This is a genomic window from Leptospira broomii serovar Hurstbridge str. 5399 (assembly GCF_000243715.2).
Lineage (GTDB): Bacteria > Spirochaetota > Leptospiria > Leptospirales > Leptospiraceae > Leptospira_B > Leptospira_B broomii.
Genome location: NZ_AHMO02000008.1, coordinates 2,218,774 through 2,239,837, shown reverse-complemented (window position 1 = coordinate 2,239,837; position 21,064 = coordinate 2,218,774). Strand labels below are relative to the sequence as shown.

Here is a 21,064-nt window from a genome sequence, read left to right as displayed (position 1 = left end):
CTATCCGACGTACTGGAAAATAAAATGATAAAACTTGCAACATGTGTCAGAACAAAAGGATCGAAAATTTCAACAGATGGACTTCACAATAATAAAACCTAAACAAATCTATAGAAGAAAAATTACAATCGCGCCTGCAATTAACGATTCGAGAATCTCCTATTTCTCGAGCACACTCAAACATCACTCCATACTTTCAGGTGAGCTATTCCTCTCTTCCCTACCAGTTGGACTGTATATTACTAATACGATCCGGAGAATTCATTTCTTTAGCTTTAAACGCCGCTTACTTGACAAGCCATACACTAACCACCTCCGTTTATAACAATAACGTAAAACAATAACGTAAAACTTAAGATTTTATAAAACGTTTTCCTTACTATAACTATATGTGCCCAATTAAAGGATTAAAATACTATGTTAAATAGCTCTATTTATAAAGTTAAAGAAAAGAATAATATATTACCCGTTACTTTCTACAAATCTAATGATACGTTTAGCTCTGTTGGAATAGATTCCTTAACTCTCTATTGCGATAATTCTAATGTCGAGTTACTAAGCCATCATAATATGATGTTTAGAAAAAGAGCGACTGAGATGATAAGAAAAGGGGATAAAAGCCAAGGTATAAAATTGGAGTTCGTGAATAACATCTTCGTCTCTAAAAGTAAATATAATTCGAATGAGGCGAAAGTCTATTTCAAGTTCTCTATCCCTAAACTATTCAATGAGACTAATTTGGTTCCTTATCCTGTAATCAACCATGAAAGATTAATAGAGATAGTTAACTCTAAGTTAGAAGGAACTGGAATAAGGATAAAAGGTCCGTCGAAAATGATGATTTCCCGAATTGAGATATTCTGTAACCTCAGCTTATCGCAAAGCTACGATTCTTATTTCGGCCTATTCGATTTCCCTTCCCCTGTTAAGAAGAAAAAGAAATATTTCAAAAATACCCTCTACTACAAGAATAAGTCTGAATCTATTTCGATCTACGATAAGGCAAAAGAACTGAGGGAAAAGAAAAAGCCTATTAGAACAAGCCGCGTATACAACCCGACGGAAGAGGAAAATTCCAAAAATATAACCAAGAATGATAATATAGCTCGCCTTGAACTTACAATCAAAGGCGCTCGAATTGTCAAAAATAAGCTTGGATCTAAATATTTGCACGATCTCTCGCAGGACTCTATCAACGGCTATTTTAAAAAGAATACCGCAACGTTTTTCTCCTCTTTCCTAAAAATCAATAGGCCAATTCCGATTTCTAAAAATGAAACCCCGGCTCTTCTTGAATATTTTTCTACCGAAAAAGATCCCCTAAAGGAAATCGTTTTAATGAACCAATATAAAGATTTTGAAGAACGACTTAATAGTCCCGTTGTACTCGAAAAATATAGAGAAGTCCTAAGGAAACAAGGCAAGCCGGAAGAGAAAATCGAATCTTTGATAAATAAACATATCAAACTCGGAAAGAAATACTCGAATGAAATGAAATTATTCTCTATTCTAAAAAATGAGTCTCAACTCAAAAGGCTGAAGGAAATATTTTCTATTTTAAATTTCGAATTTGCAATACCGCAATATTCTCCCCTTTCTTCATCCCTTGATAATGAACCTCTATCTACAAGCGTAGTCAATACGAAGAATATAAGCCCATCTGAGAATTATTTCAATCATATGAGACCCGCAGAAACGCTGAGACTGAACCCATATTTTCCCGAAGTCCCGGATAGTATAAAGGAAAATGTTGGTCTTTATCTAGAGGCCGGGATTTTAGCAGTCGATCTAGTAAATGACGATAATTTCATACAAAATCTTGAGACTAATGAGAAAATTGATTTAGTAGGTTATTCATTCAACATTGGAGGCTTCTTTGAGTATAAATTAATACCTACCGAAAAGAAATTCATTCTGTTTGATTCCATTCTTCAAGACAAATTTGAAAATGGCAAAATTAATGTAGATAGCGATTATTTTCCGCCCCTTTTAAAACGAAATTCTATTTCATTAAATGCGATTAATCACTTTGAAGCGTATCTAAAAGATAATTCGTCCTCCTTTCCCCAGATTCTCTTCTCAAATGTGATCTTGTTTTTGGATCAATTTAAGCACCCTGCTAACGGAAAGCTTTGCAAAACGTATAACTTTATTCCCGAGTATGCAGACCGTAAACTTCTAGTTGATATTTTAAAATCTAAATTGAATGGCCTAACTAAGGAAACCCTTGGCTATAGCTTCCTTGATATATTATCTCTATTTAATGCTGATTGCTTCTTAAAGAATAACGATAATGTATATCACAGTAAACGAATATTTTTTTTACAGAGACTACCAATTAAGCCGCTCATACGTCTAATATAAGGTAGTTAGAAATAAGATCCGATTGAATAACTGAAAGAATTTTGAATGTTTAAAAATGGAGTAAATTTGCCAATGTTTAATAGGTCATCGCACGACTTAGCAATGTTAGGAGAAGTAATTGGAAATCGGAATGAGCTAAAAGATTTCATTCGCCAACTTGGAGTACCGGGAAGTTGGACTCTTTGTAAACGGTACGAAAGCCTCGTTTATGACAGTGATAGTGACAATGAGGGTTTCTGTTTTAGGCTGACCAACAACAATAAGTTCATCATTAGCGGAGATAGAAGTTGGGTTTCAGTCTTGAAAGAAATGTTTCTTCAGCCGAACTTACAGGATAAGCTAAAGGATTTGATATCCTTTGATCCCGATATCGAAAAAGAACCAATTTGCAATCCTGAGGAAGAAAAGGCGGAAGATCCTATTGAAGACTTCTTTAAACTACCTCCTCCACAGAAATCAAAGGTAACTCATAAACGATATAATCGCAAACCCCCAAGGTCTGTTTATGAGGATTGGCTATTCTGAACGGGATATAATCTCGAATTTAAATTCCATGCGTAATCCCGATTATACGATTATGCACGGAATTTCTTAGTTTCAATTTGAATGGCAAGGTAAGTAAGACGAATTTAATAGGAGAACCACTTTATGGACTCTAAATCATTATACAATCACACGTTTGGAAAAGTAAAAGGAAATCTTAACGAGTTTAAGAATTTTATCCTCGCCTATGGAGTTCCGGGGACTTGGGTTAAGCATAAATCCTTCGATCAAATTAAAGTTACTGATCAAATCGGAAAATTTAATTTCAATCTATACAAGAATGGTACTTTCCTGGTTCAAGGCGATGAGGAGTGGGTAAAAATTTTCGTAGAAACCTTCAATAAAGCAACGATGAAAGAAAAACTACGAAAAAATTTCGGCTTTGAGTATGCGGAGAAGACAACTATACAATTTTCTGAAGACGATTTCTTCGACATAGCCGGATAAAATGAAACCCTAATCTGTCGTTTTTGATGCGGCCAATAAAACGAAGATGGAGAAAATTAAGGTGCCTTTCGTAGCTAAAAGTTCATCATTTTTCTGAAGAACTTTCCGGCTTTCGTAGGGGCACCTTTTCCTTGCCCTCTACCTAAGCCCAATATAAAGAAATTATTGGGGTCTTTTATATTCCGGAGATTGGCGAGATTTGGATTTACACAGGTCGGAATTAAGAATCACGAAGAAAAGCTAGTATCTCTTGAGAAAATTCTTAAGAAACAAGATACGAATGAGGAGAAATCTGCGCAAATCGGATTTTATAATAACATCCAAGACCCTTCGATAATTCTTCGGAGGGTTATAGGTGTTTCTCAATAGTTCATCATTTTTCTAAAGAATTTTCCCGGAAGGGTATTAGCTCCTCTTCCATCGCTACCAATCCCTGTGATTATGAAGTTTGACTCAATTTTCTTATTCTGAGTATTCGCGAGATTCGGGTTCTTCTCAGAAGCCATCGTAATTACATGTTTTTCGACCCTTTTGATAACAGTTCTGTTAATTGCTCCCCGACCTGATTTCTCATAGACTAAGAATTGTATAAAGGGCTTATAGTCTCGGTCTCGTTTTACAATTTCGCCGTTGTAAGTGTTGAGGTTTCTATCAGTAAATACTTCCGAGAAAAAGGATCGGCGAGTTTTCCCAACGTAAATTGGAATCACTCCTCTCGCGATAATCATTCCGAAGATATAGATTCCAATAGCTTCTTTATATTCTTTAGGAACTTTAGCCCAGAAACTCTCCAAATCCTCTTTGGTTATTTGACGACCTCCTTTTAACCGGGAAACGTTAATTGGATATTCTTTAGATGGATTGAATTTTATCTTAGCCATCGTATTTTTAAAGAAGGGAAGTTAACAAATTGCCTTTGCCTACTAGGCTATTACGAGCGTCTCTGGTTTCGTTTCTTTTAGGATCGTAGGTGCCTTTCAGGCTGTTATGGGAATCCCTTAGCTCCAACTTGCCGCCACTAAGCTCTTTTATCTTTCCGAGAAGTTTGTTGTGTTTATCTCTTAATTCTTGCACTGCCATATAGAGCCTTCTTTCATTTGAATCCGTTAAGTTCCGAGTAGTTACTTCTCGATGAAACCCATATCTAGATTATCATCATTGGGAAAATTCCATCCACTCGAAAACAATTGGCTCGCTACAAAATTATAAGATTTTTCTTCTATAGGAAATTCTAAAGGTCCCTTCTTTTGAGTTATTTTAGATAATACCATTCTGTTCTTGAATGGCCTAAAATGTAGATAAATCCCTTCTTCCCCGTCCGCGATTAACCAAACAACTTCGCCACCCTTTTCTTTTATGATAGGAAGAGCCTTAAAACCTGTCTCGGGATTAATTCCTAATATGTAGGATCGGAAGAGATGATAGAACTGACTTTCCGAAGTTTCACCATCCGGGTAATAAACAATAGAATCGAAATATTTCTTAGCAAACGGGTATTTGGAAGATAGAAAGGATTTTACTTTCTGGTCTAGCAGGTTTGATTTTAATGAATTTGCCTCGGAGATTACTTTTTCGGATTTTGCACCTTTTAGGAATGCGAGGATCGCTTTTATGGACTTTTTGTTTATCTTCTTCCAGGCTTCGTTTTCCCCTTTGTCATTCTCTATATTTTCTTTCTCCTTACCTGTATTAGGAAAATATTTAAGAGATTCTGCATGAACTATCGGTGGAATTTCTTCATCAAGTTTATCATAGACACTTTTTTGCTGGTAGATATCCGCTAAATCGCTCCATCCAAATGGAAGCAAATTTTAAATGAGTATAGGAAGCCAAACGACTTTCTTCAGGGTTCCAGAATAAACATTACTTTTATTCTGTTGATTATCGTTTAAAAAATAATGAACTGTTACAGAAGACGAGTTTTCGAAATAGCACGGAATTACTAAGCACGCTGTAAATACACCGAGTAGAAAGTTACTTGGTTCATGCGGGTACGATCTATCTAACTCTATTCCAAATTTAGCCCCCTTATTTTTTTCGAAATAATTATAAAATTCTTTAGAGTCATTATCTATTTGATAAGAAGGGTCCGTTTGCCCAAAGCCTCCATTCCAGCGCCCTGCCCGAGTAGGAGAAATTTGAATCTTTAGTGGAGGCTTGTCGTAGGCGGGAAGAAATTGATAGTTGCTCTTGTAGAAGGTTATACAGTTTGAAAACAATATACTCAAGAGTGCAGAAAATATTAATAATTGAATTCTCATAAATATTACCTTTACACGATTTTCCGTGTAGGCCCAAATTCCGTCTACACGAATTTTCGTGTGTTATATTTGTTTCAAAAAGCACATAATTTTGTGCGTGGAATACGAGGAATTTATTCGGAAGGTTGGACAAAAAATAAAAGAAACCCGTATTTCTCGTGGAATTACTCAAGAAGCGATGGAGGAAGGAGAATACGCTATTTCATATCGAACCGTTCAAGATATAGAGAATGGTCAGTCGCATCCTTCGGTGCGCTCTATTTTTAAACTTTCAAAAAGACTGAAAGTAAAGCCGAAAGATCTATTGGACGTATAATAAAACATTAGACAAGATCTGACACATCCAATAGATCATTCAACGTTTCTTCGACTGAACCTCTTAAGAGTTCACTCAAGTCCTTCTTGAGTTGGATCTCATGAACTTGGATTACTTTCAGATGGCTTTTATCTTCTTCTGCCCTCATGGGGGGTTCTCCTCTTCTTGAAAATTGTTTGGTCACAATCTTAGGTAGGTTAGGAGAGCCTTTCTTTTTATCTCTAAATGTGCGAAAAAATTAGAACGTTATCGCGGGACGTTTTCTGCCTAATAAATCTTTATTAATTCTTAATGGATTCACAAGCTTACTTTCAATATTTATAATTTGCTTAAGGTGAGTCTCATTCATTTCTTTTTTAATTATTTTAGCATATTCATTGATTAAATAATTGCTATCATTCTTCAAATCTATTCAACCGATTTATGTCGCAAATTTCCTTTGTCATCAATATAATAAAATAGAGAACCGATTATAAGATTTATTGGAATTGATTCTTCTGCACCATGGTTAGAAACAACAATATACCCCTTTCCTTCAGATACGTCTCTTTGCAAAATAGAATATGGATTATAGATTAATCCTGAAATATTCTGAAATTTCTCTTTTAAAAACAAGTCGGTAGGAATCTCCGCCCCGCTCACTTTAATTATTCGATTTCTCGGTTCATGATTTACAAGATATCTTTCCGGGCCATCAAGTGGAACTGAATAGTATGAATTTCCAATTGGATAGACAGATTTTACAATATCGGGTATTCCTGTGTGAATATCCGATAAGCTTTGCAAGGCTCCTCCAATCGCGATAATACGAATTGAATTGGCGGGAATAAGTTTTTTCTCCGACCACTTCTCAAATTGCTTTCCTTTTTCTACGATCGCACCAGTATATTTTAGTATTTTATCTTCTTCATGGGAAGAATAGTAAGCGTTTCCTCGGCCTCCTTTTTCCCAGTTTTCAACTAACATACATTCTATTAAAAATGTTTTTCCATCTTTCTTACATATTATATCGGGACCTTCTAATCCTCCTCGTTGAAGTTCATATCCTTGATATTTCAGAAGATGCATTAGTTGAATCTCCCATAGAAACGAATGAATCTGATCCAAGGATTGATTGGCGATCTTATTTTCGGAATCCGGTAGGTAATCGAAAACATTCTCTATTAGAGATAAAAGAAGTTCTCTATTGTCATAGTAGGCAGGAAACTTAATAGAGAACTCTTTCGAATTGAATAATGTCCTGATTAAATTCATTTCCTACTTATATCCGATATACCAGGGACAATTTATTAGTCCGTACTAATCCAAATACTCCTCTCTAGTATCTCATCTTCAATGTCCGAGAATTCGATAAACTCGGACATAAGATTCCGTCACGCTCCCCTGAAATTCAACAATATTTTTCCTGACAGTTCAATCTATATAGTATATTTTGAAGAGGATATTCAACTTGGGTTATTCAGCAAAAATAATCGATATCAATTCTAAAAAACGAAATCGAGATAGGGGTCCAAGAGATCCTCATTCGACGACTTCAGCTTTTGGTAAAAGTCTTACAGATGTAGCAATGACTGAGCTAACCCGTCGCTTTTCTAAGCCCGTAACGGGAGAGGATTACCGGAATCGCGCCCTCTTTCTCTTAAAGAGTAAAACTGCATTGAGGCTAAAGAAACTGTATCACTTCAATTTTCTAGGATCCTAAGTTCACCCAGTGGAGAAACATTGATCGAGTATACAGCTAAAGGCGGTAAAACAAAATACGCAGTTCTTACGAATGAAATACTGAAAGCAATTAAGAAGTATCACAAGATTATAGAAATTAAATCCGATTACTTTTTCCTTTCAAGACCTAAGAGAAACCAAACCTCCCGAACTCTTTTAACTACTAGAAGCTTACAAAGGATCGTTAACTCTTGGAATGAGAAAACTTGCCAAGGGAAGTTAGTTCATCCTCATGCAATTCGGCACTCGGTGGGGCAAAGGCTTCTGGAGAAAGCGGGATCTATAGCTGCTCAAAAAGCCTTAGATCCTTCCTCTCCAATTACGACCGCTAAGTTTTACGCTCAACCTTATTTCGACGGACCTGCCCATTTAACTTGGGATTAATTTTTTCTAAGCTTCTGCTGCGTGACATGCAAATAAACACCTGGAAAGCAATCGATCCGATAGGAATCGAGAAATTTAAAAAGATCCTCGAATCTCTAATTATCTATTATGAAACAGCTTTAGGAAAGAAAGATGATCTTTAAGGAGATTTCAATATTCATAGTCCGATTCGAATCCATGAAATCTTATATTGTTAATTTCTTTCCTTACTCTTTCTTCCTCCTTTTTCTTTTGTATTAACCGTTCATATATTGACTCAGCACGGATAGACCAGTCAGATATCGCACCATTATAGCTTCGCTTTAATTGCGAAATTAATGTTAATCTTTTTTGCATGCAGTCGGATAAGTTCTCATCTTTCAATTTCAAACAATAATAGGAATTAAAAAACTTTGTATATTTATTTAACAAAATAACCGGATCTGGCGCTAATTCTAAGAGAGATAAAGAAAGGTTAGTCCATCGTAATTCTTTCTTATCTTCATTCATAGTATACGGACAAATTAATTCAGCAAGAATCAAGACCCTCACTGATACATTTACCGAACACCAATCGAGTAACTGCTGCGGATCAATTGAAGAAAAGGGATTATTAATCCAAGGACGAAGAAAATATCGATGCATTCTTTCGTTAAGTATTTGATTTTCGTTTGCAAAATTCTGAATGAATATTACTGGATGTTTTTCTGCTATGAGTCTTAGAGTTCGATCGCAATATTCGTATGAAACTTTCTTTTTCAATAAGGCCATGAAAATTCTTTTGCATAGCATATCTGCTATTTCTTGGGCATTCTTGCCAGATAAACTGTATTCAACTATTGTTGTAAAAGCACATTTGTCAAATTCATGCTTGTCTTCAAATTTGATTTTTACTAACAAGATTTCACCGATCATTCTCAATTGCGGGTCAGCATTGAGTTGTTCATTTTTCATCAAACTAGTATAAATATCTATAGCTACAGCCAATCCTTTCTGTAAATCCGATATTTTTAATATTAAATCTGAAATTGCATTTATATTGGAAATTGGATCTCCTATTTTTTCCTTTAAGCCTAACAAACTTTCAGGGCGAACATTCCCTGTATCAAGAAAAGCCTTCAGACGTTTTACTCCATTTTCATCTAAAGAAATTGCAAATTGTAAAAAAGGATATATATCGTAAGACCATTTTGTGGATAAAAATTCGTCTAAGATCGAATTCACTAATGGGAGGTTATTCTTAGATAAACAATGTAAAAAGCCACAAAGAACCTCAAATTTAGCTCTTTTGCGGATAGCAAACCATTTGCATAGTAACTTCCAGGTTACAATAGGATTCAAACAACCGTTCGCAACTCCTATTCCAAAATGATAGAGTTCGAAATCATTTCTCGTACTTAGTCGAGACAAAAATTGTTTAAGAATTCTCTCCTCGGCACTTGCCAATCTTCCAATCGTTTCAGCCTGTTGGTCGAAGAATTTTTTTTCATTCACGTTTAGGAATAATCTTTTATCTGAAGGCAGGAAGATCTGAATTTGATCGGCTAAGTTGACAGGTCGTAAAGAAATTTCAAGCTTCAGTAACCGAGTAAAACTTTCCGTAGGTATTTCATTCCTACTTTTGCCTAACATACTATAAACTGAAATCCAAATATCACTCCAAAACAGTATATTACTTATTTTTATTATTTCAAATTCCATTTCCTCGCCGATGAGCCCTTCATTCCAAAGGTCTTCAAATCGGCAGGCCAGAGTCTTTTTAACTTTCTCGCTTATCAAAAGAGTGCTTTTGGCAATTAAGATAGCAAAATCTAAGAATAATTTATACCAAAATTCTACATCATCTCGATTCTTCGGAGAATAGCCGTAATCTCTTACTCTAGCCCCGAAGCCGAAATGCGAATGAAGATTGGCTGAATTCCCCGTCATTAGTGCTCTTGACAACAATGAATTACCAATATAATGATCGCCAAAGTCATTCGTGGAGAACAGCCTCTTTATGAAATTAAGTTTTTGTATCGGATGAGCATGTGTACCGGAGTATTCCAAATAAAATAAAGAATCCAAAAAAGTGGATGCATTACCTCCTTCTCCAAAGTGGTCATCTTCGATTAAAGTAAATCTATAAAGTAAGTAAGCGCATCGCTCAAACAATTCCGAATCGTACGCGATCGATTTCAAAAGATCCAGAAGTCTATAAAATCGGTATGGCAAGGTAGATAGGTAATTATATTCTAATTTTTCGCTTGCCATCTCCTCTATCGCTTCAAGTGTCAAACTTGGAGCAATAGGCGCAATATTGATTAGTATTTCAAGTTTTAGACTATTTAAACGACTTAAACTATTTAATGGATAAAAAAAACCATTTGGCGAGAACCATTTTTTAACGATCGCAAAAGCAATTTCACTTTCGTGTAAATAATTTAGCCTCCTAGAGAAGGATATTAAAAGTCTTTTGGAGCCTCCATTTTCGAAGACTTCTAATAGATATTCAACCGGAATTGACTCTAACGCCCTAAGCGCTAATTTGTTTGCTATTGCTTGGGGTAAGACCGCTTTCCATATATTGCGCTGCTGAATTAAATCTCTCCTTTTAAGCTCCGCAATATCTTCAAACAATTCGTTAACCGACTTATTGGCTAGTTTACTCAATAATGCTAATTCAATATTCTTCTGTTTTGCTGTTCTGGAATCAAAAGAATATACGAGAGAGCAAACTTCTGCTGATTTCAATAAATTCGAATTTCTGTGGTTGCGTTGATAAAAAAGACGTTCGAATAAGTTCTCATCGCTAAGTTCAGCAATTTTATCTTTATCAATTGTTTTTGCAAGAGCAATAGCCATACGAGCATTTCCGCCCGAAAACTCAGCTATGTTTCGAATATTTACTGGATTAATATAAACGAATCGATTAGATAGAAGTTTCTCGATTAGATTTACGGAAACTGGTTCTAGCTTATAGACATCCGTATCTTCCGGGAGATCTTCCCTTATATCATATTCGACAGTTATTAAACTTCCAAGAATTTCTAGCGCAGCGAAATTTGAGGCAAGTTTCTTATGTAGATCAGAGGGACAGTTATCGATGATCAATATAAACGGAAGCTTAAATGAAATTAATTGATTGAGAAACTGCAACGGAGTCGGCTCCGGCTCGTCACCTAAATCTGTATAGTATACTTGCAATCGATTTAAAGGTCTCGCTCCAATTCGCTCATCAAATAATGCCGTAAGTAAGCGAGTTTTCCCTACACCGGACAAACCGGCAAGGCGTAGCGTTGAACGCGGTGTAATTAATAGTTTTCGTATACTATTAATTCCCTCTATAGCTGTCATTTCAATTCGATTAGAATAATTAATTCTAATCCTATCATCTATAAGAAATTCTTCGTCGATTCCTCCCGGTGAGTTTGACCAATTATCAAATGGCTTCCAACCCTGCATTGGCCGACCCATTTTATTTCTAACCCAAAGGACTATAGAAGGATGAGAACGAACCCAACTAGCAAGACGACCTTGGTCATAAAAATCGAGTTTTAAGTTTTCGTAGAATTCTAGTCCCGATACCGTATCATGCATTTCTGTTAAACGTTTTTTTAAATCAGAATCAGTCAAAAAATCTGACCCGCTAACTATTATATAGGCGCCACTCTCTTTAGCTAATTCTTTGATTGATTCTCTAAGAATTCCCGTAGAGGACATTTCCTTTTTAATTGATGAGGGAGGCATTTTCGATTTCTTTATTTGAAAACAAGTTGCTTGTCTCGGGATGTATTCATTAGTGAAATTTTCTAATAAAATATTTGTTCTGACGTCGATTCCACCATCTGGAGAGTTCTGCTTACCTCCCCAAGTAATTCCGACGGTTGAAATGCCTCTCTGAAGCATCTCAGCTTCACAAAGTAAACCGACTAACTCTCGAAGGTCTTCGCCATTCAGAAATCCGATGTCTTTACTAGTAATCTCTAACATATCAAGCACTCTAACGTAGTTACAATCATGAAGCTGCTAATTCCTTTTTCTCATTGCTTTTCGAATAAAAAGATAATACTATGAATTTCTTTAATCTTTGACTCATTTTTTAATGCTTAGATCATATATTATAAAGTGTTAGCCGGATGAAAGCTCATCAAACGAATATCATAAATTATTGCCACTTCGAATTGGCTAAATAATCGTATTAATCTATATAGCATATCAGCAGTACCGAATTGGTCGTTTTCTAGAATAGAAATAATCTCATCCATAACGAGAATAGGTTGATCTATCCTGATTGCAGTTACCCACCATTTTCTTCTCGACCAAATTCCGAAAAAAGGGAAAACCGTCCTTTTAGGGAACATTCATGCAAATTTCAAACATTATCAATCCTGCAAGTACTCTACAAAAAAACCGTCTTTTTAACGAATCTCCGACAATTTCCCTAAATTGGTCTGAAATCTCTATATCCCTTAGGTCGAATCCGAACTGCAGGCCCTTTTTCCGCGAAATCCAACCAAAAGAGACTAAGAAAAACCTTTGCAAATCCCTATCTCTAAATTCACCTAACAGTAATTATACTAATTCTAAGCAAAGCCTCCCCTCTATTACACATATCCGCAGAAACAATTCAGGAATCAACATCCCATACTTCACAGCAACCACCAAGAAAATCCTAAATGACTTTTACCCCAAGCATTGCCCGACTCCTGAATGTAAGGGAAGAATTTTAGATAAGGAAATCTCCACTCGACCTGACTTAATACGGTGCCCTCAATGTCGCCATTTAACTTCTCGTCTAAGTTATACACCCCTTCATCACTTCAAACTTCCTATATGGATGTTCGGATACGTTCTCTATGAATCTCTTCTTCAATACCCTAAGGTACTCACCGCAACTGAGATCAGTAAAAGGCTAAAAATAGGATATAAAGCAGCAAGCCTACTCAAGAGAAGATTCCAACTCTTCTCCTCTCAACAGCTACCTAAATATAAAAACCTCACCTACGAAGCCTTAAAGAATGAATTCCAAGACTTCTTACTACCTCCTAATGAGAATACTGACATTTCCAACAAAATGGCTAATAGGCCGTATACATGCGTAGATACAGCCGTTTTATACTCTGCTGGAGAAAGAGCAAATCAAGGTAGGAAACGATATAGTCATAGAGGACAAACCTCTTCTATCTATCTTTCTGAAAAACTAGGTGGAAGGCAGGTTGGAACTCTTGTACAAACAATCGCAATTAAACAAGGTCCCGTTTTCTTCACGTCTGTTAGAAATCAAAAAGCTGAAACTCTAGGACCGATCATTAAAGATCATCTACCGACTTCGACTCCCCTATTCACCGATCAAGGATACCCCTGGCTTTGGGGAATCTATAGAAATCATAGAAGCGTAAATCATTCTGCAAGATCTAAGGATAATCGATATAGATGGGCAAGGAATCGCTGGAGTAAGAGTGGGGTTCATAGTCAAGTAGCCGAAGGAAACCATCGAGTTTTAAAAACCGCATTCGCTTCTTATGGGTGGATTCATCCCAAGTATTCAACATTGTATCTGAATGAATTTAGTTTCATTAAAAATGCCGGTGTATTCGGTTTAGATGTGTTGCTTGAGTCGGGAGAAAGTGATAATTCTTATCGGAATAGTCATCCCTTTCCTCCGAGAGCCGGGGGGAGTCTGGGAAAGCGGTTCGGATTGGAGGGAAAGGATAACTATTCATTTAATACTCGGAATCCGAACCGAGGACCACCTTTCCTCCAATCCAGAACCGCTCGCTCCCCCCTCGCTCTAAAATTAGAAAAACTTCAAGTATAGAATTCTTCCCAACAAGCCTACCAAAACACCACAACCCAGCACTCAACACAGACTACTTCACTGAGATAACCAAGAAGATACTCAATGACTTCTATCCGAAACACTGTCCAACACCTGAGTGTAATGAGAGAATCTTAGATAAAGAAATCAGCACAAGACCAGATCTAATTAGATGTCCTCAATGTAGATATTTAATATCAAGACTAAGTTACACTCCTCTACATCACTTTAAACTACCAATATGGATGTTTGGCTACATCCTTTATGAATCACTGCTTCAATATCCAAAGGTAGTAACTGCAACAGAACTAAGTAAGAAATTAAGAATAGGATATAATGCCGCTAGTCTGCTCAAGAGAAGATTCCAACTCTTCTGTTCCGATCAATTACCAAAGTATAAGAAGCTCACCTACGAAGCCTTAAATGATCAGTTCAAAGACTTCCTATTACCTCCAAATGAGAATAGAGACATCACTAAGATCATGGCAAAGAGGCCCTACGTATGCGTAGACACTGCTGTATTATACTCTGCGGGTGAAAGAGCAAGCCAAGGTAGGAAAAGATACAGCCACAGAGGACAAACTTCTTCTATCTATCTTTCAGAAAAGCTTGGTGGGAAACAAATCGGAACTCTGGTTCAGACTATAGCAATCAAACAAGGACCGGTATTCTTCTCTTCTGTCCCTAATCAAAAAGCTGAGACTCTTGGACCTTTAATCAAAGAATATTTGCCTATTACCACTCCACTTTTTACAGATCAAGGCTATCCTTGGCTTTGGGGAATTTACAGGAATCATAGAAGTGTAAATCACTCTGCAAGATCAAAAGATAATAGGTTCAGATTTGCTCGTAATCGTTGGAGTAAGAATGGAGTCCACAATCAAGTAGCAGAAGGAAATCATAGAGTTCTTAAGACGGCCTTTGCATCTTATGGATACATTACTCCAAAGTATTCACAGTTGTATCTGAATGAGTTTTCATTCATTAAAAATGCTAATGTATTCGGACTGGATGTATTAGTTGAGTCGGTTAGTGGTGATGATTCTTGTTTGAGTAGGGATGCTTTTCTCTCTGGTACGAGAGCGACGGAACAAGGAGCGGTTCGGAAGGAGAGGAAAGGATTTGTCCGGAAAATCCAAAGTAAAAGAACTGAAAATTGGCTCCAAATTTCCTTAAGTGAAAACTCATACAAAGTTCAACCGCTTGAATCAGTTCCGAAGATTTTAAGTCACACTGGATATGGAATTCTCAATCCTTTAGATATAATTGAAAAAGAAACCAAAAGGAATAAGAAAGAACTCCTATCATATAACCGATTTTGGCAAGAAAACAATATAAAACGATTCCAAAGAAATCGTGAATTAGAATATCAAAAAATTTCACAGAAGATATGGCACTTCGTTCAGCATGAAAAAACAAAAGGGAATCAATGCTCAGTCAATCAAATTTGCGAAGAGCTAAGTCTTCATAAGCACACAGCTACAACAATACTCAATCGCTGGCTAAAACTAAAGCTGATTGTTCGAAGACGAGTCGGTTACAACTATTATGACCGACGAATTAATTTCTATATTAAGATCTTAAAGAAAGATCTCCCGCTCATCCTATACACGAAGTTTAGAAAGTATAAGAAACCATCAAGCCGGGTTAGCAATAATGAAATCTAACCCCGGAAACAGTAAATATAAATTTGTCGCCAAAGACTTCTATAAGCTATTGGAACTTCAGAACTGGAAATGCTATCTGACCGGTCGGAATCTCGAGCCGGAAAATACGAATGCTGAACATATCATTCCCCTGAGAAAAGGAGGGGAACATAAATTTATCAATATTTGCTTCGTTGTCGAGCCTCTTGCAAAACTCAAACGCTTCTACACTGAAGAAGAAATTATCAATTTAGCTGCAGACATTATTAAATTCAAAGGACTTAAGCATGGGCTTATTATCTCTCAGAAAAAAAAGAAGTAGAAAATCGCACCAAGCACCAAAGAGCTTATTTGAGATAAACATTCCTTATTGGTATGTAAAAAAGATATGTGACACTTTGAATTTCAAAATCGCAGCCGCAGAAAGAGAGCTCAAGGAACTAAAACCTTGGATAGATTGGCATGATTGCTATAAAATCAACTCAAAACATCTTTATCCTAATATTGGGATCAATAATTCAAAATTATTCTTTGATTCACCATATTGGAAATTTAGATCCATTCAAGTTAAGAACATTTTGCAGCAATTTGTTTTTTATCAATTCTCTTTCAAACGAGAAGAATATCTTAAAAAGATTATAGACTCACTCGCCACACGAACTATTGAGCATAAGTTAAATCCCGTCTTCATGCAGGCTGCCAAGATCAAAATTAACAGAATTAACTGTTACGCAAGGGATCTTCGAGATAACGATCGAACTTATAGGCCCCAAAAATGGTATCTATGTGCATCCAAACAAAGGCGACATTTTGATTTCAGTAATTTTATCCATATAGCCAAAGACTACAATAAATGGGACTTAGCATTTCGGCACTGCAAACGAAACCTCAATAACTTTCGAGCTAACCCTTGGGAGCAAACCTACTTCAATGTAATTTCCGGATTACAATTGCTTCGAAAGAACTCAATCAATCAAAAAGGACACTCTACCATTGAAATATAAAAAATTTTCAGATAGACTAAGACAGGCAAGATTGGATTCAAACCTAACGCAAGAAGCAGTTTGCCAAGTGATTAACAAAAGCCCGAACTATATGTCTAAGATAGAGTCGGGGAAAAAACGAATCCCTATGGATATTTTTATTAAACTACTGAAAATTTACAAGAAACCGCCAGAATACTTCTTTACCAACTTGAATGAAGAATAATGAGAAAACAGAATCAGGAAACTATTCAATTTCCGACAGAATCTTTCTAAGTGAACTTGTCCCTGTAAATTTGCGAATTAAAGTAATTAGGAAATTCCTGCGAAATTTTCAATTCAAGGTAATTCGAGTTACAACTTTCAATCTTAGAACAAACATTGGAATGTTTAGAAAGTTTTCTGATAAACCTCGAAGCATAAAAGATTTTTTAGACTCTTCGATCAAAAAAAATGAGCTCGTCTTACTTGAGATCCATAATTTATACAATGTATTTAATCTAAGCGAAATAGAATCCATTGAAATTTTTGGAGATCCAATTGTCCTAAGCCGATTTAAAGAGAATAGATTTTCATCATAGATCTGGAATCACATATAAAGGAGAAAATCCTCCGCCTGGAGTTCTAAAATTCGTAGTCTGCCCTTGGTATAGCCTGCTTGCCAAAAGAAGGATCTCATCTTTATAAATATAGGCTCTTACATCCATTTTCATTTCCACTTGAGTGCCGGAAATAGAAGTCGCTCGTATAGATGGTGGCACAAATTCTTGATAAATATAATTTCCTTTTAAAATTTCTTCAAACTTTCCTTTCGTCAATTTACCGCCATAGTAAGCAGCCTTACTTCCGAAGCCTTCTCTCGGTTTAAAGAAAAAGTTTTTTCTTTTATTCCAGATATCATCTGATTTTTCAGTATTTACAATATCGGATTTTGGAATAGCCCGTTGCAAAACTTTTAAATCCGAATCCGAGGCCCCAGCAGTTTTAAGGAATTCATCATTAGAGAGAATCGTTAAATTTGATTTCTTCGCATAAAGATCATAATCCAAAGGATTCGGCGTAAGAACAACTTCATCCTCTCTCCAAGCTGTATAAATATCCAAATTCGTTCGTTCAGTCAGATGAAAATCAGTTAGCCTATTATAAATAAGATCGATTTGTCGTTTTTTATAATATAACTTTCCATCCTTCATTTGAATCTGCTCTGGAGATAGTATTTCTGAATCAATGCCTTGGGATCGAAATAAATCTCGAAAGAAAATAAATTCTGGATATAAGAATTGATCTTTAGGATTTTCATCTACTATCGCAATCAGTTGAGGAAGTCCAGAACGATGGGCAGTTTTCCATTCTTCAATAAAAATGGATAGGAATTTGTTTTTTAATCTTTCAATCTCTTCAATACTCGGAAGGGCTATGTCCACGGCTTTGCAACATCTAATCTGGGCAGACATAAGCATTAACTGTAAAAAAGCGCCACCAGCATTTGTGTTGATCTCGATCAACTTGGGACCCGATGGAGTCTTATGAAAATCCAAACTTAAAAAGACTCCTCCTTCACTCTCTTTACCTTTCAATAATCTAGGATGGTTCTTTAAGAGTTCCTTTTTTACATTGGGTAACTGAATAGTTCTGCGAATCGAGTGAAGAACTTCTTTCATCTCAGCAACTTCAGAAGAACTTATAAAAGATGGTGTCTCTGAATAAAAATTTTCCCAAAGATTCTTCCTTTCTAACGTTTGAGAGAAAATAGAAAATTCTGTTTCCATAACGCTCTTATCCAGCGTAGAGCAAGAACAGCTTTTATTCAAGAATTCACTAATGGAAGTGTTGGCATTCATTTTAATCCCTGATCTTTAAGAGCCTTGTAAACTGTATTCTTGCCGCTTGTTTTTCTTTCGCTATATCGATCGACGAGGAAATCTGAAAAATCACGAGTCAGATATGTGAATTTCATTAGTTCTTCTAAAACGTCTACGACCCTATCTCGATAAGAAGAAGGTTTCATCGTTCCATCTTCGTTAAACTCGTCAAACGCTTGTGCTACTGAGGATTGGTTCGGAATCGTAATCATTCTCATCCAACGTCCAAGTATTCTCATACTATTTACGGCATTAAAGGACTGACTCCCTCCGGATACTTGCATTACGGCAAGGGTTCTTCCTTGAGTGGGCCTAACAGCATCCAAGGCTAAAGGAATCCAATCGATTTGGTTTTTAAAAACACCGGATAAATTCCCATGAATTTCCGGGCTAGACCAAACATGTCCTTCCGACCAAAGACTTAGGCTTCTTAGCTCCTGCACCTTCGGGTGACTGGCAGAGCGATTGTTATCAAAAACAGGAAGTCCATCTGGATTAAAAATTTTAACTTCTGCCCCGAATTGGGTAAGAATTCTCGCACTTTCTTCAGCGAGCAAACGGCTATAAGAACGCTCCCGAAGGGAGCCATACAGAACTAGAATTTTTGCAGGATGAGCTGAAGAGTATATGGAACTCCTATCTCCCTTTAATTCAAATGCCTGAGCATCTAAATACATATTACTCCCCTAAATTTATCTAAGAATCTATTTCGATACTATTAAAATAATAATCAACATTTAGACAGTGCATAGATTCGAAAGTATATCAATCTGTTGCGACCAGAAAGAATATTGACAAATTTAATCGTAAAAATACGATGAATAATAATGGCTCTAAATAAAAAAGCAGAATTTGAAATTGAAGAGCAAAATCTAGCTCAATTTGCAAAAGCAATCGCGCATCCGGCGAGAATCGCAATTCTAAACACTATAGCAGAACGAAAAGAATGCATATGTGGAGAAATCGTCGAGGTCCTACCTCTTGCTCAAGCCACCGTTTCTCAACATTTACGAGAACTAAAAGAGATTGGGCTAATAACAGGGGAAATAGAAGGAACCAAATCCTGTTACTGTATCAATTGGGAAAATCTAGAAAGATTTCAAGAGAGCTATAAAGAATTCTTTTCCAATATTAAGAAACATAAACCTAGAAGCAAGAAGGACTGTTGTTGATGAAAAAGCCAAATGTTCTCGTATTATGTACCGGAAATAGTTGTAGAAGCCAAATAGCCGAAGGTTGGCTTCGCGTTTATGCAAAAGATAAAGCGGTAATTTACAGCGCCGGAATCGAGACTCATGGAGTGAATCCAAAAGCGATCTTAGTCATGAAAGAAGCCGGGATCGATATATCAAAGCATACCTCGAATCATATTAATGAATATAAAGATGTCGAGTTCGATTACATTATAACTGTATGCGATCATGCCCAAGAGCATTGCCCTTATTTTCCCTCTAAAGCCGAAAGGTTTCACCAAAACTTTCCTGATCCTGCCAAAGCCACCGGCACGGAAGAAGACGTTTTAAATAAATTTAGAGATGTTCGAGAACAAATCAGAAAGTATTCCGAAGAATTCGCGCAAAAACATCTACTTTATAAAACCAATTCCTTTTAGCCTCAAGCTATATTAGGAATTAGATCTTATAAACCGAAAACACCGGATGATAATGGAGAAAATAGCGTGAGCGTACAAAACTGTAACCCTGCGATCAAGAAGAAAGAATTAAGTTTTTTAGATCGATATTTAACTCTATGGATCTTTTTAGCAATGGGGATCGGTGTTGCATTAGGCAACTTCATCCCATATGTTGCTACTTTTATCAATTCATTCTCCAAAGGAACAACAAATATTCCCTTAGCCATCGGATTGATTCTAATGATGTACCCACCTTTAGCAAAGGTTCGTTACGAAAACATGGGGGAAGTATTTAGAAATGTTAAGGTTTTAAGCGCCTCACTTTTACTTAACTGGGTCATTGGTCCTATCCTCATGTTTATTCTCGCTATTACTTTTCTTAACGGACACCCAGAATACATGATCGGTTTAATTCTTATTGGACTTGCTCGTTGCATAGCAATGGTAATTGTTTGGAACGAGCTTGCGGATGGAAGTCGAGAATATGCGGCCGGACTAGTTGCATTAAACAGTATTTTCCAAGTTTTATTATACAGCGTGTATGCTTATGTTTTTATCACGATTCTTCCGCCGCTATTCGGAATCCAAGGATTAGAAGTTTTTATCACTATAGGTCAAATAGCGGAAAGCGTCGGTATATACTTAGGCATCCCCTTCCTTGCAGGAATTATTAGCCGTTATCTATTAATCAAAATTAAGGGTGAGGTTTGGTTTCAGGAAAAATACGTCCCTATAATTTCACCCATTACGCTCGTTGCATTACTGTTTACAATCGTAGTTATGTTTAGTCTAAAAGGACAATTGATTATTCAAATCCCGATGGATGCGGTTTTGATCTCTATTCCTTTGGTGATCTATTTCGTTGTTATGTTCTTAGTTAGTTTTTTTATCGGTAAAATTTCTGGAGCCGATTACTCCCAGAGTGCCTCGGTCGCCTTTACCGCAGCAGGGAATAACTTTGAATTAGCTATTGCAGTCGCGATCGGAGTATTTGGAATTAACAGTGGTCAAGCTTTTGCAGGAGTGATCGGACCCTTAGTAGAAGTCCCTGCTTTAATTTTGCTAGTTAATGCAGCTCAATGGATTCGTAAGAAATATTATTCAACAAATAGTGCTGCGTAACA

At 36.4% G+C, this 21,064-nt stretch carries 18 protein-coding genes and 3 pseudogenes; 13 read left to right on the top strand and 8 right to left on the bottom strand.

Features of this window, described 5'->3' with window-relative positions; genetic code table 11:
- Nucleotides 1-417 precede the first annotated feature (417 nt).
- From LEP1GSC050_RS15990 to LEP1GSC050_RS15980, 3 genes are all read left to right on the top strand, one after another.
- Entirely contained in the window at nucleotides 418-2,364 is a 1,947-nt protein-coding gene (locus tag LEP1GSC050_RS15990; RefSeq protein WP_010568754.1) for a hypothetical protein, read from the top strand.
- A gap of 72 nt (nucleotides 2,365-2,436) precedes the next feature.
- Entirely contained in the window at nucleotides 2,437-2,889 is a 453-nt protein-coding gene (locus LEP1GSC050_RS15985; RefSeq protein WP_156895974.1) for a hypothetical protein, read from the top strand.
- Nucleotides 2,890-3,012: 123 nt separating this feature from the next.
- Nucleotides 3,013-3,354 carry a hypothetical protein gene (locus LEP1GSC050_RS15980; RefSeq protein ID WP_010568752.1) on the top strand — a complete coding sequence of 114 codons (342 nt, stop codon included), beginning with the start codon at nucleotides 3,013-3,015 and terminating at the stop codon, nucleotides 3,352-3,354.
- A gap of 362 nt (nucleotides 3,355-3,716) precedes the next feature.
- On the opposite strand, the gene LEP1GSC050_RS15970 is transcribed toward LEP1GSC050_RS15980, so the two are convergent.
- The 3 genes from LEP1GSC050_RS15970 to LEP1GSC050_RS15960 are packed head-to-tail and all read right to left on the bottom strand — an operon-like array spanning nucleotide 3,717 to nucleotide 5,162.
- Nucleotides 3,717-4,235, bottom strand: coding sequence for a hypothetical protein (locus LEP1GSC050_RS15970; RefSeq protein ID WP_010568750.1), 519 nt, complete (start codon nucleotides 4,233-4,235; stop codon nucleotides 3,717-3,719).
- 7 nt (nucleotides 4,236-4,242) lie between these two features.
- Complete coding sequence (locus LEP1GSC050_RS15965) at nucleotides 4,243-4,434, bottom strand: hypothetical protein (RefSeq protein WP_010568749.1); 192 nt, start codon at nucleotides 4,432-4,434, stop codon at nucleotides 4,243-4,245.
- Nucleotides 4,435-4,475: 41 nt separating this feature from the next.
- Nucleotides 4,476-5,162 (bottom strand): hypothetical protein, encoded by a 687-nt coding sequence (locus LEP1GSC050_RS15960; RefSeq protein WP_010568748.1) that lies wholly within the window; start codon nucleotides 5,160-5,162, stop codon nucleotides 4,476-4,478.
- A 550-nt stretch (nucleotides 5,163-5,712) separates the two neighbouring features.
- Here LEP1GSC050_RS15960 and LEP1GSC050_RS15950 point away from each other — a divergent pair.
- Complete coding sequence (locus LEP1GSC050_RS15950; RefSeq protein WP_020987495.1) at nucleotides 5,713-5,931, top strand: helix-turn-helix domain-containing protein; 219 nt, start codon at nucleotides 5,713-5,715, stop codon at nucleotides 5,929-5,931.
- A gap of 25 nt (nucleotides 5,932-5,956) precedes the next feature.
- Here the strand turns inward: LEP1GSC050_RS15950 and LEP1GSC050_RS21020 are convergent.
- Nucleotides 5,957-6,079: pseudogene (locus LEP1GSC050_RS21020) on the bottom strand (IS256 family transposase); the annotation flags it as partial.
- 260 nt (nucleotides 6,080-6,339) lie between these two features.
- A complete protein-coding gene (locus tag LEP1GSC050_RS15940) occupies nucleotides 6,340-6,999 on the bottom strand; it encodes a hypothetical protein (RefSeq protein ID WP_156895973.1) in 660 nt (219 codons plus the stop codon).
- 382 nt (nucleotides 7,000-7,381) lie between these two features.
- On the opposite strand from LEP1GSC050_RS15940, the pseudogene LEP1GSC050_RS15935 reads away from it, so the two are divergent.
- Nucleotides 7,382-8,037 (top strand): annotated as a pseudogene (locus tag LEP1GSC050_RS15935) (tyrosine-type recombinase/integrase).
- Between the two features lie 150 nt (nucleotides 8,038-8,187).
- Here the strand turns inward: LEP1GSC050_RS15935 and LEP1GSC050_RS15930 are convergent.
- Entirely contained in the window at nucleotides 8,188-11,988 is a 3,801-nt protein-coding gene (locus LEP1GSC050_RS15930; RefSeq protein ID WP_010568742.1) for a hypothetical protein, read from the bottom strand.
- A 373-nt stretch (nucleotides 11,989-12,361) separates the two neighbouring features.
- Here LEP1GSC050_RS15930 and LEP1GSC050_RS20705 point away from each other — a divergent pair, with 373 nt between their 5' ends.
- The 5 genes and pseudogenes from LEP1GSC050_RS20705 (at nucleotide 12,362) to LEP1GSC050_RS21330 (ending at nucleotide 16,671) form a co-directional block, all read left to right on the top strand.
- Nucleotides 12,362-13,816 carry a transposase gene (locus LEP1GSC050_RS20705; RefSeq protein WP_232225741.1) on the top strand — a complete coding sequence of 485 codons (1,455 nt, stop codon included), beginning with the start codon at nucleotides 12,362-12,364 and terminating at the stop codon, nucleotides 13,814-13,816.
- Between the two features lie 23 nt (nucleotides 13,817-13,839).
- Nucleotides 13,840-14,844 (top strand): annotated as a pseudogene (locus LEP1GSC050_RS21140) (transposase); the annotation flags it as partial.
- Between the two features lie 628 nt (nucleotides 14,845-15,472).
- Nucleotides 15,473-15,784, top strand: coding sequence for an HNH endonuclease (locus LEP1GSC050_RS15910; protein WP_010568738.1), 312 nt, complete (start codon nucleotides 15,473-15,475; stop codon nucleotides 15,782-15,784).
- Entirely contained in the window at nucleotides 15,750-16,466 is a 717-nt protein-coding gene (locus LEP1GSC050_RS21015; RefSeq protein ID WP_010568737.1) for a hypothetical protein, read from the top strand. Before LEP1GSC050_RS15910 ends, LEP1GSC050_RS21015 begins: the two co-directional genes overlap by 35 nt.
- Complete coding sequence (locus LEP1GSC050_RS21330) at nucleotides 16,456-16,671, top strand: helix-turn-helix domain-containing protein (protein ID WP_010568736.1); 216 nt, start codon at nucleotides 16,456-16,458, stop codon at nucleotides 16,669-16,671. The genes LEP1GSC050_RS21015 and LEP1GSC050_RS21330 overlap by 11 nt, the downstream gene beginning before the upstream one ends.
- 349 nt (nucleotides 16,672-17,020) lie before the next feature.
- Here the strand turns inward: LEP1GSC050_RS21330 and LEP1GSC050_RS15890 are convergent, their stop codons facing one another.
- Both LEP1GSC050_RS15890 and arsH read right to left on the bottom strand, forming a co-directional pair.
- Complete coding sequence (locus LEP1GSC050_RS15890; RefSeq protein WP_020987247.1) at nucleotides 17,021-18,214, bottom strand: circularly permuted ATPgrasp domain protein; 1,194 nt, start codon at nucleotides 18,212-18,214, stop codon at nucleotides 17,021-17,023.
- Nucleotides 18,215-18,282: 68 nt separating this feature from the next.
- Nucleotides 18,283-18,984: an arsenical resistance protein ArsH gene (gene arsH / locus LEP1GSC050_RS15885; RefSeq protein WP_010568733.1), complete on the bottom strand. Its 702-nt coding sequence runs from the start codon at nucleotides 18,982-18,984 to the stop codon at nucleotides 18,283-18,285.
- A 150-nt stretch (nucleotides 18,985-19,134) separates the two neighbouring features.
- On the opposite strand from arsH, the gene LEP1GSC050_RS15880 reads away from it, so the two are divergent.
- From LEP1GSC050_RS15880 to arsB, 3 genes are all read left to right on the top strand, one after another.
- Nucleotides 19,135-19,479, top strand: a complete 345-nt coding sequence (locus LEP1GSC050_RS15880) for an ArsR/SmtB family transcription factor (protein WP_010568732.1) — start codon at nucleotides 19,135-19,137, stop codon at nucleotides 19,477-19,479.
- On the top strand, nucleotides 19,479-19,919 hold the full coding sequence (locus tag LEP1GSC050_RS15875) for an arsenate reductase ArsC (RefSeq protein ID WP_010568731.1): 441 nt from the start codon (nucleotides 19,479-19,481) through the stop codon (nucleotides 19,917-19,919). Before LEP1GSC050_RS15880 ends, LEP1GSC050_RS15875 begins: the two co-directional genes overlap by 1 nt.
- A 66-nt stretch (nucleotides 19,920-19,985) precedes the next feature.
- A complete protein-coding gene (arsB, locus tag LEP1GSC050_RS15870; protein ID WP_010568730.1) occupies nucleotides 19,986-21,062 on the top strand; it encodes an ACR3 family arsenite efflux transporter in 1,077 nt (358 codons plus the stop codon).
- The last annotated feature ends 2 nt before the right edge of the window (nucleotides 21,063-21,064 follow it).

What these genes read in the sequence shown, in the direction of transcription:
- LEP1GSC050_RS15990 (WP_010568754.1), top strand. Translation starts at nt 418, where the DNA reads ATGTTAAATAGCTCTATTTATAAAGTTAAAGAAAAGAATAATATATTA.
- LEP1GSC050_RS15985 (WP_156895974.1), top strand. Translation starts at nt 2,437, where the DNA reads ATGTTTAATAGGTCATCGCACGACTTAGCAATGTTAGGAGAAGTAATT.
- LEP1GSC050_RS15980 (WP_010568752.1), top strand. Translation starts at nt 3,013, where the DNA reads ATGGACTCTAAATCATTATACAATCACACGTTTGGAAAAGTAAAAGGA.
- LEP1GSC050_RS15970 (WP_010568750.1), bottom strand. Translation starts at nt 4,235, where the DNA reads ATGGCTAAGATAAAATTCAATCCATCTAAAGAATATCCAATTAACGTT.
- LEP1GSC050_RS15965 (WP_010568749.1), bottom strand. Translation starts at nt 4,434, where the DNA reads ATGGCAGTGCAAGAATTAAGAGATAAACACAACAAACTTCTCGGAAAG.
- LEP1GSC050_RS15940 (WP_156895973.1), bottom strand. Translation starts at nt 6,999, where the DNA reads ATGCATCTTCTGAAATATCAAGGATATGAACTTCAACGAGGAGGATTA.
- LEP1GSC050_RS15930 (WP_010568742.1), bottom strand. Translation starts at nt 11,988, where the DNA reads ATGTTAGAGATTACTAGTAAAGACATCGGATTTCTGAATGGCGAAGAC.
- LEP1GSC050_RS20705 (WP_232225741.1), top strand. Translation starts at nt 12,362, where the DNA reads ATGCAAATTTCAAACATTATCAATCCTGCAAGTACTCTACAAAAAAAC.
- LEP1GSC050_RS15910 (WP_010568738.1), top strand. Translation starts at nt 15,473, where the DNA reads ATGAAATCTAACCCCGGAAACAGTAAATATAAATTTGTCGCCAAAGAC.
- LEP1GSC050_RS21015 (WP_010568737.1), top strand. Translation starts at nt 15,750, where the DNA reads ATGGGCTTATTATCTCTCAGAAAAAAAAGAAGTAGAAAATCGCACCAA.
- LEP1GSC050_RS15890 (WP_020987247.1), bottom strand. Translation starts at nt 18,214, where the DNA reads ATGGAAACAGAATTTTCTATTTTCTCTCAAACGTTAGAAAGGAAGAAT.
- arsH (WP_010568733.1), bottom strand. Translation starts at nt 18,984, where the DNA reads ATGTATTTAGATGCTCAGGCATTTGAATTAAAGGGAGATAGGAGTTCC.
- LEP1GSC050_RS15880 (WP_010568732.1), top strand. Translation starts at nt 19,135, where the DNA reads ATGGCTCTAAATAAAAAAGCAGAATTTGAAATTGAAGAGCAAAATCTA.
- LEP1GSC050_RS15875 (WP_010568731.1), top strand. Translation starts at nt 19,479, where the DNA reads ATGAAAAAGCCAAATGTTCTCGTATTATGTACCGGAAATAGTTGTAGA.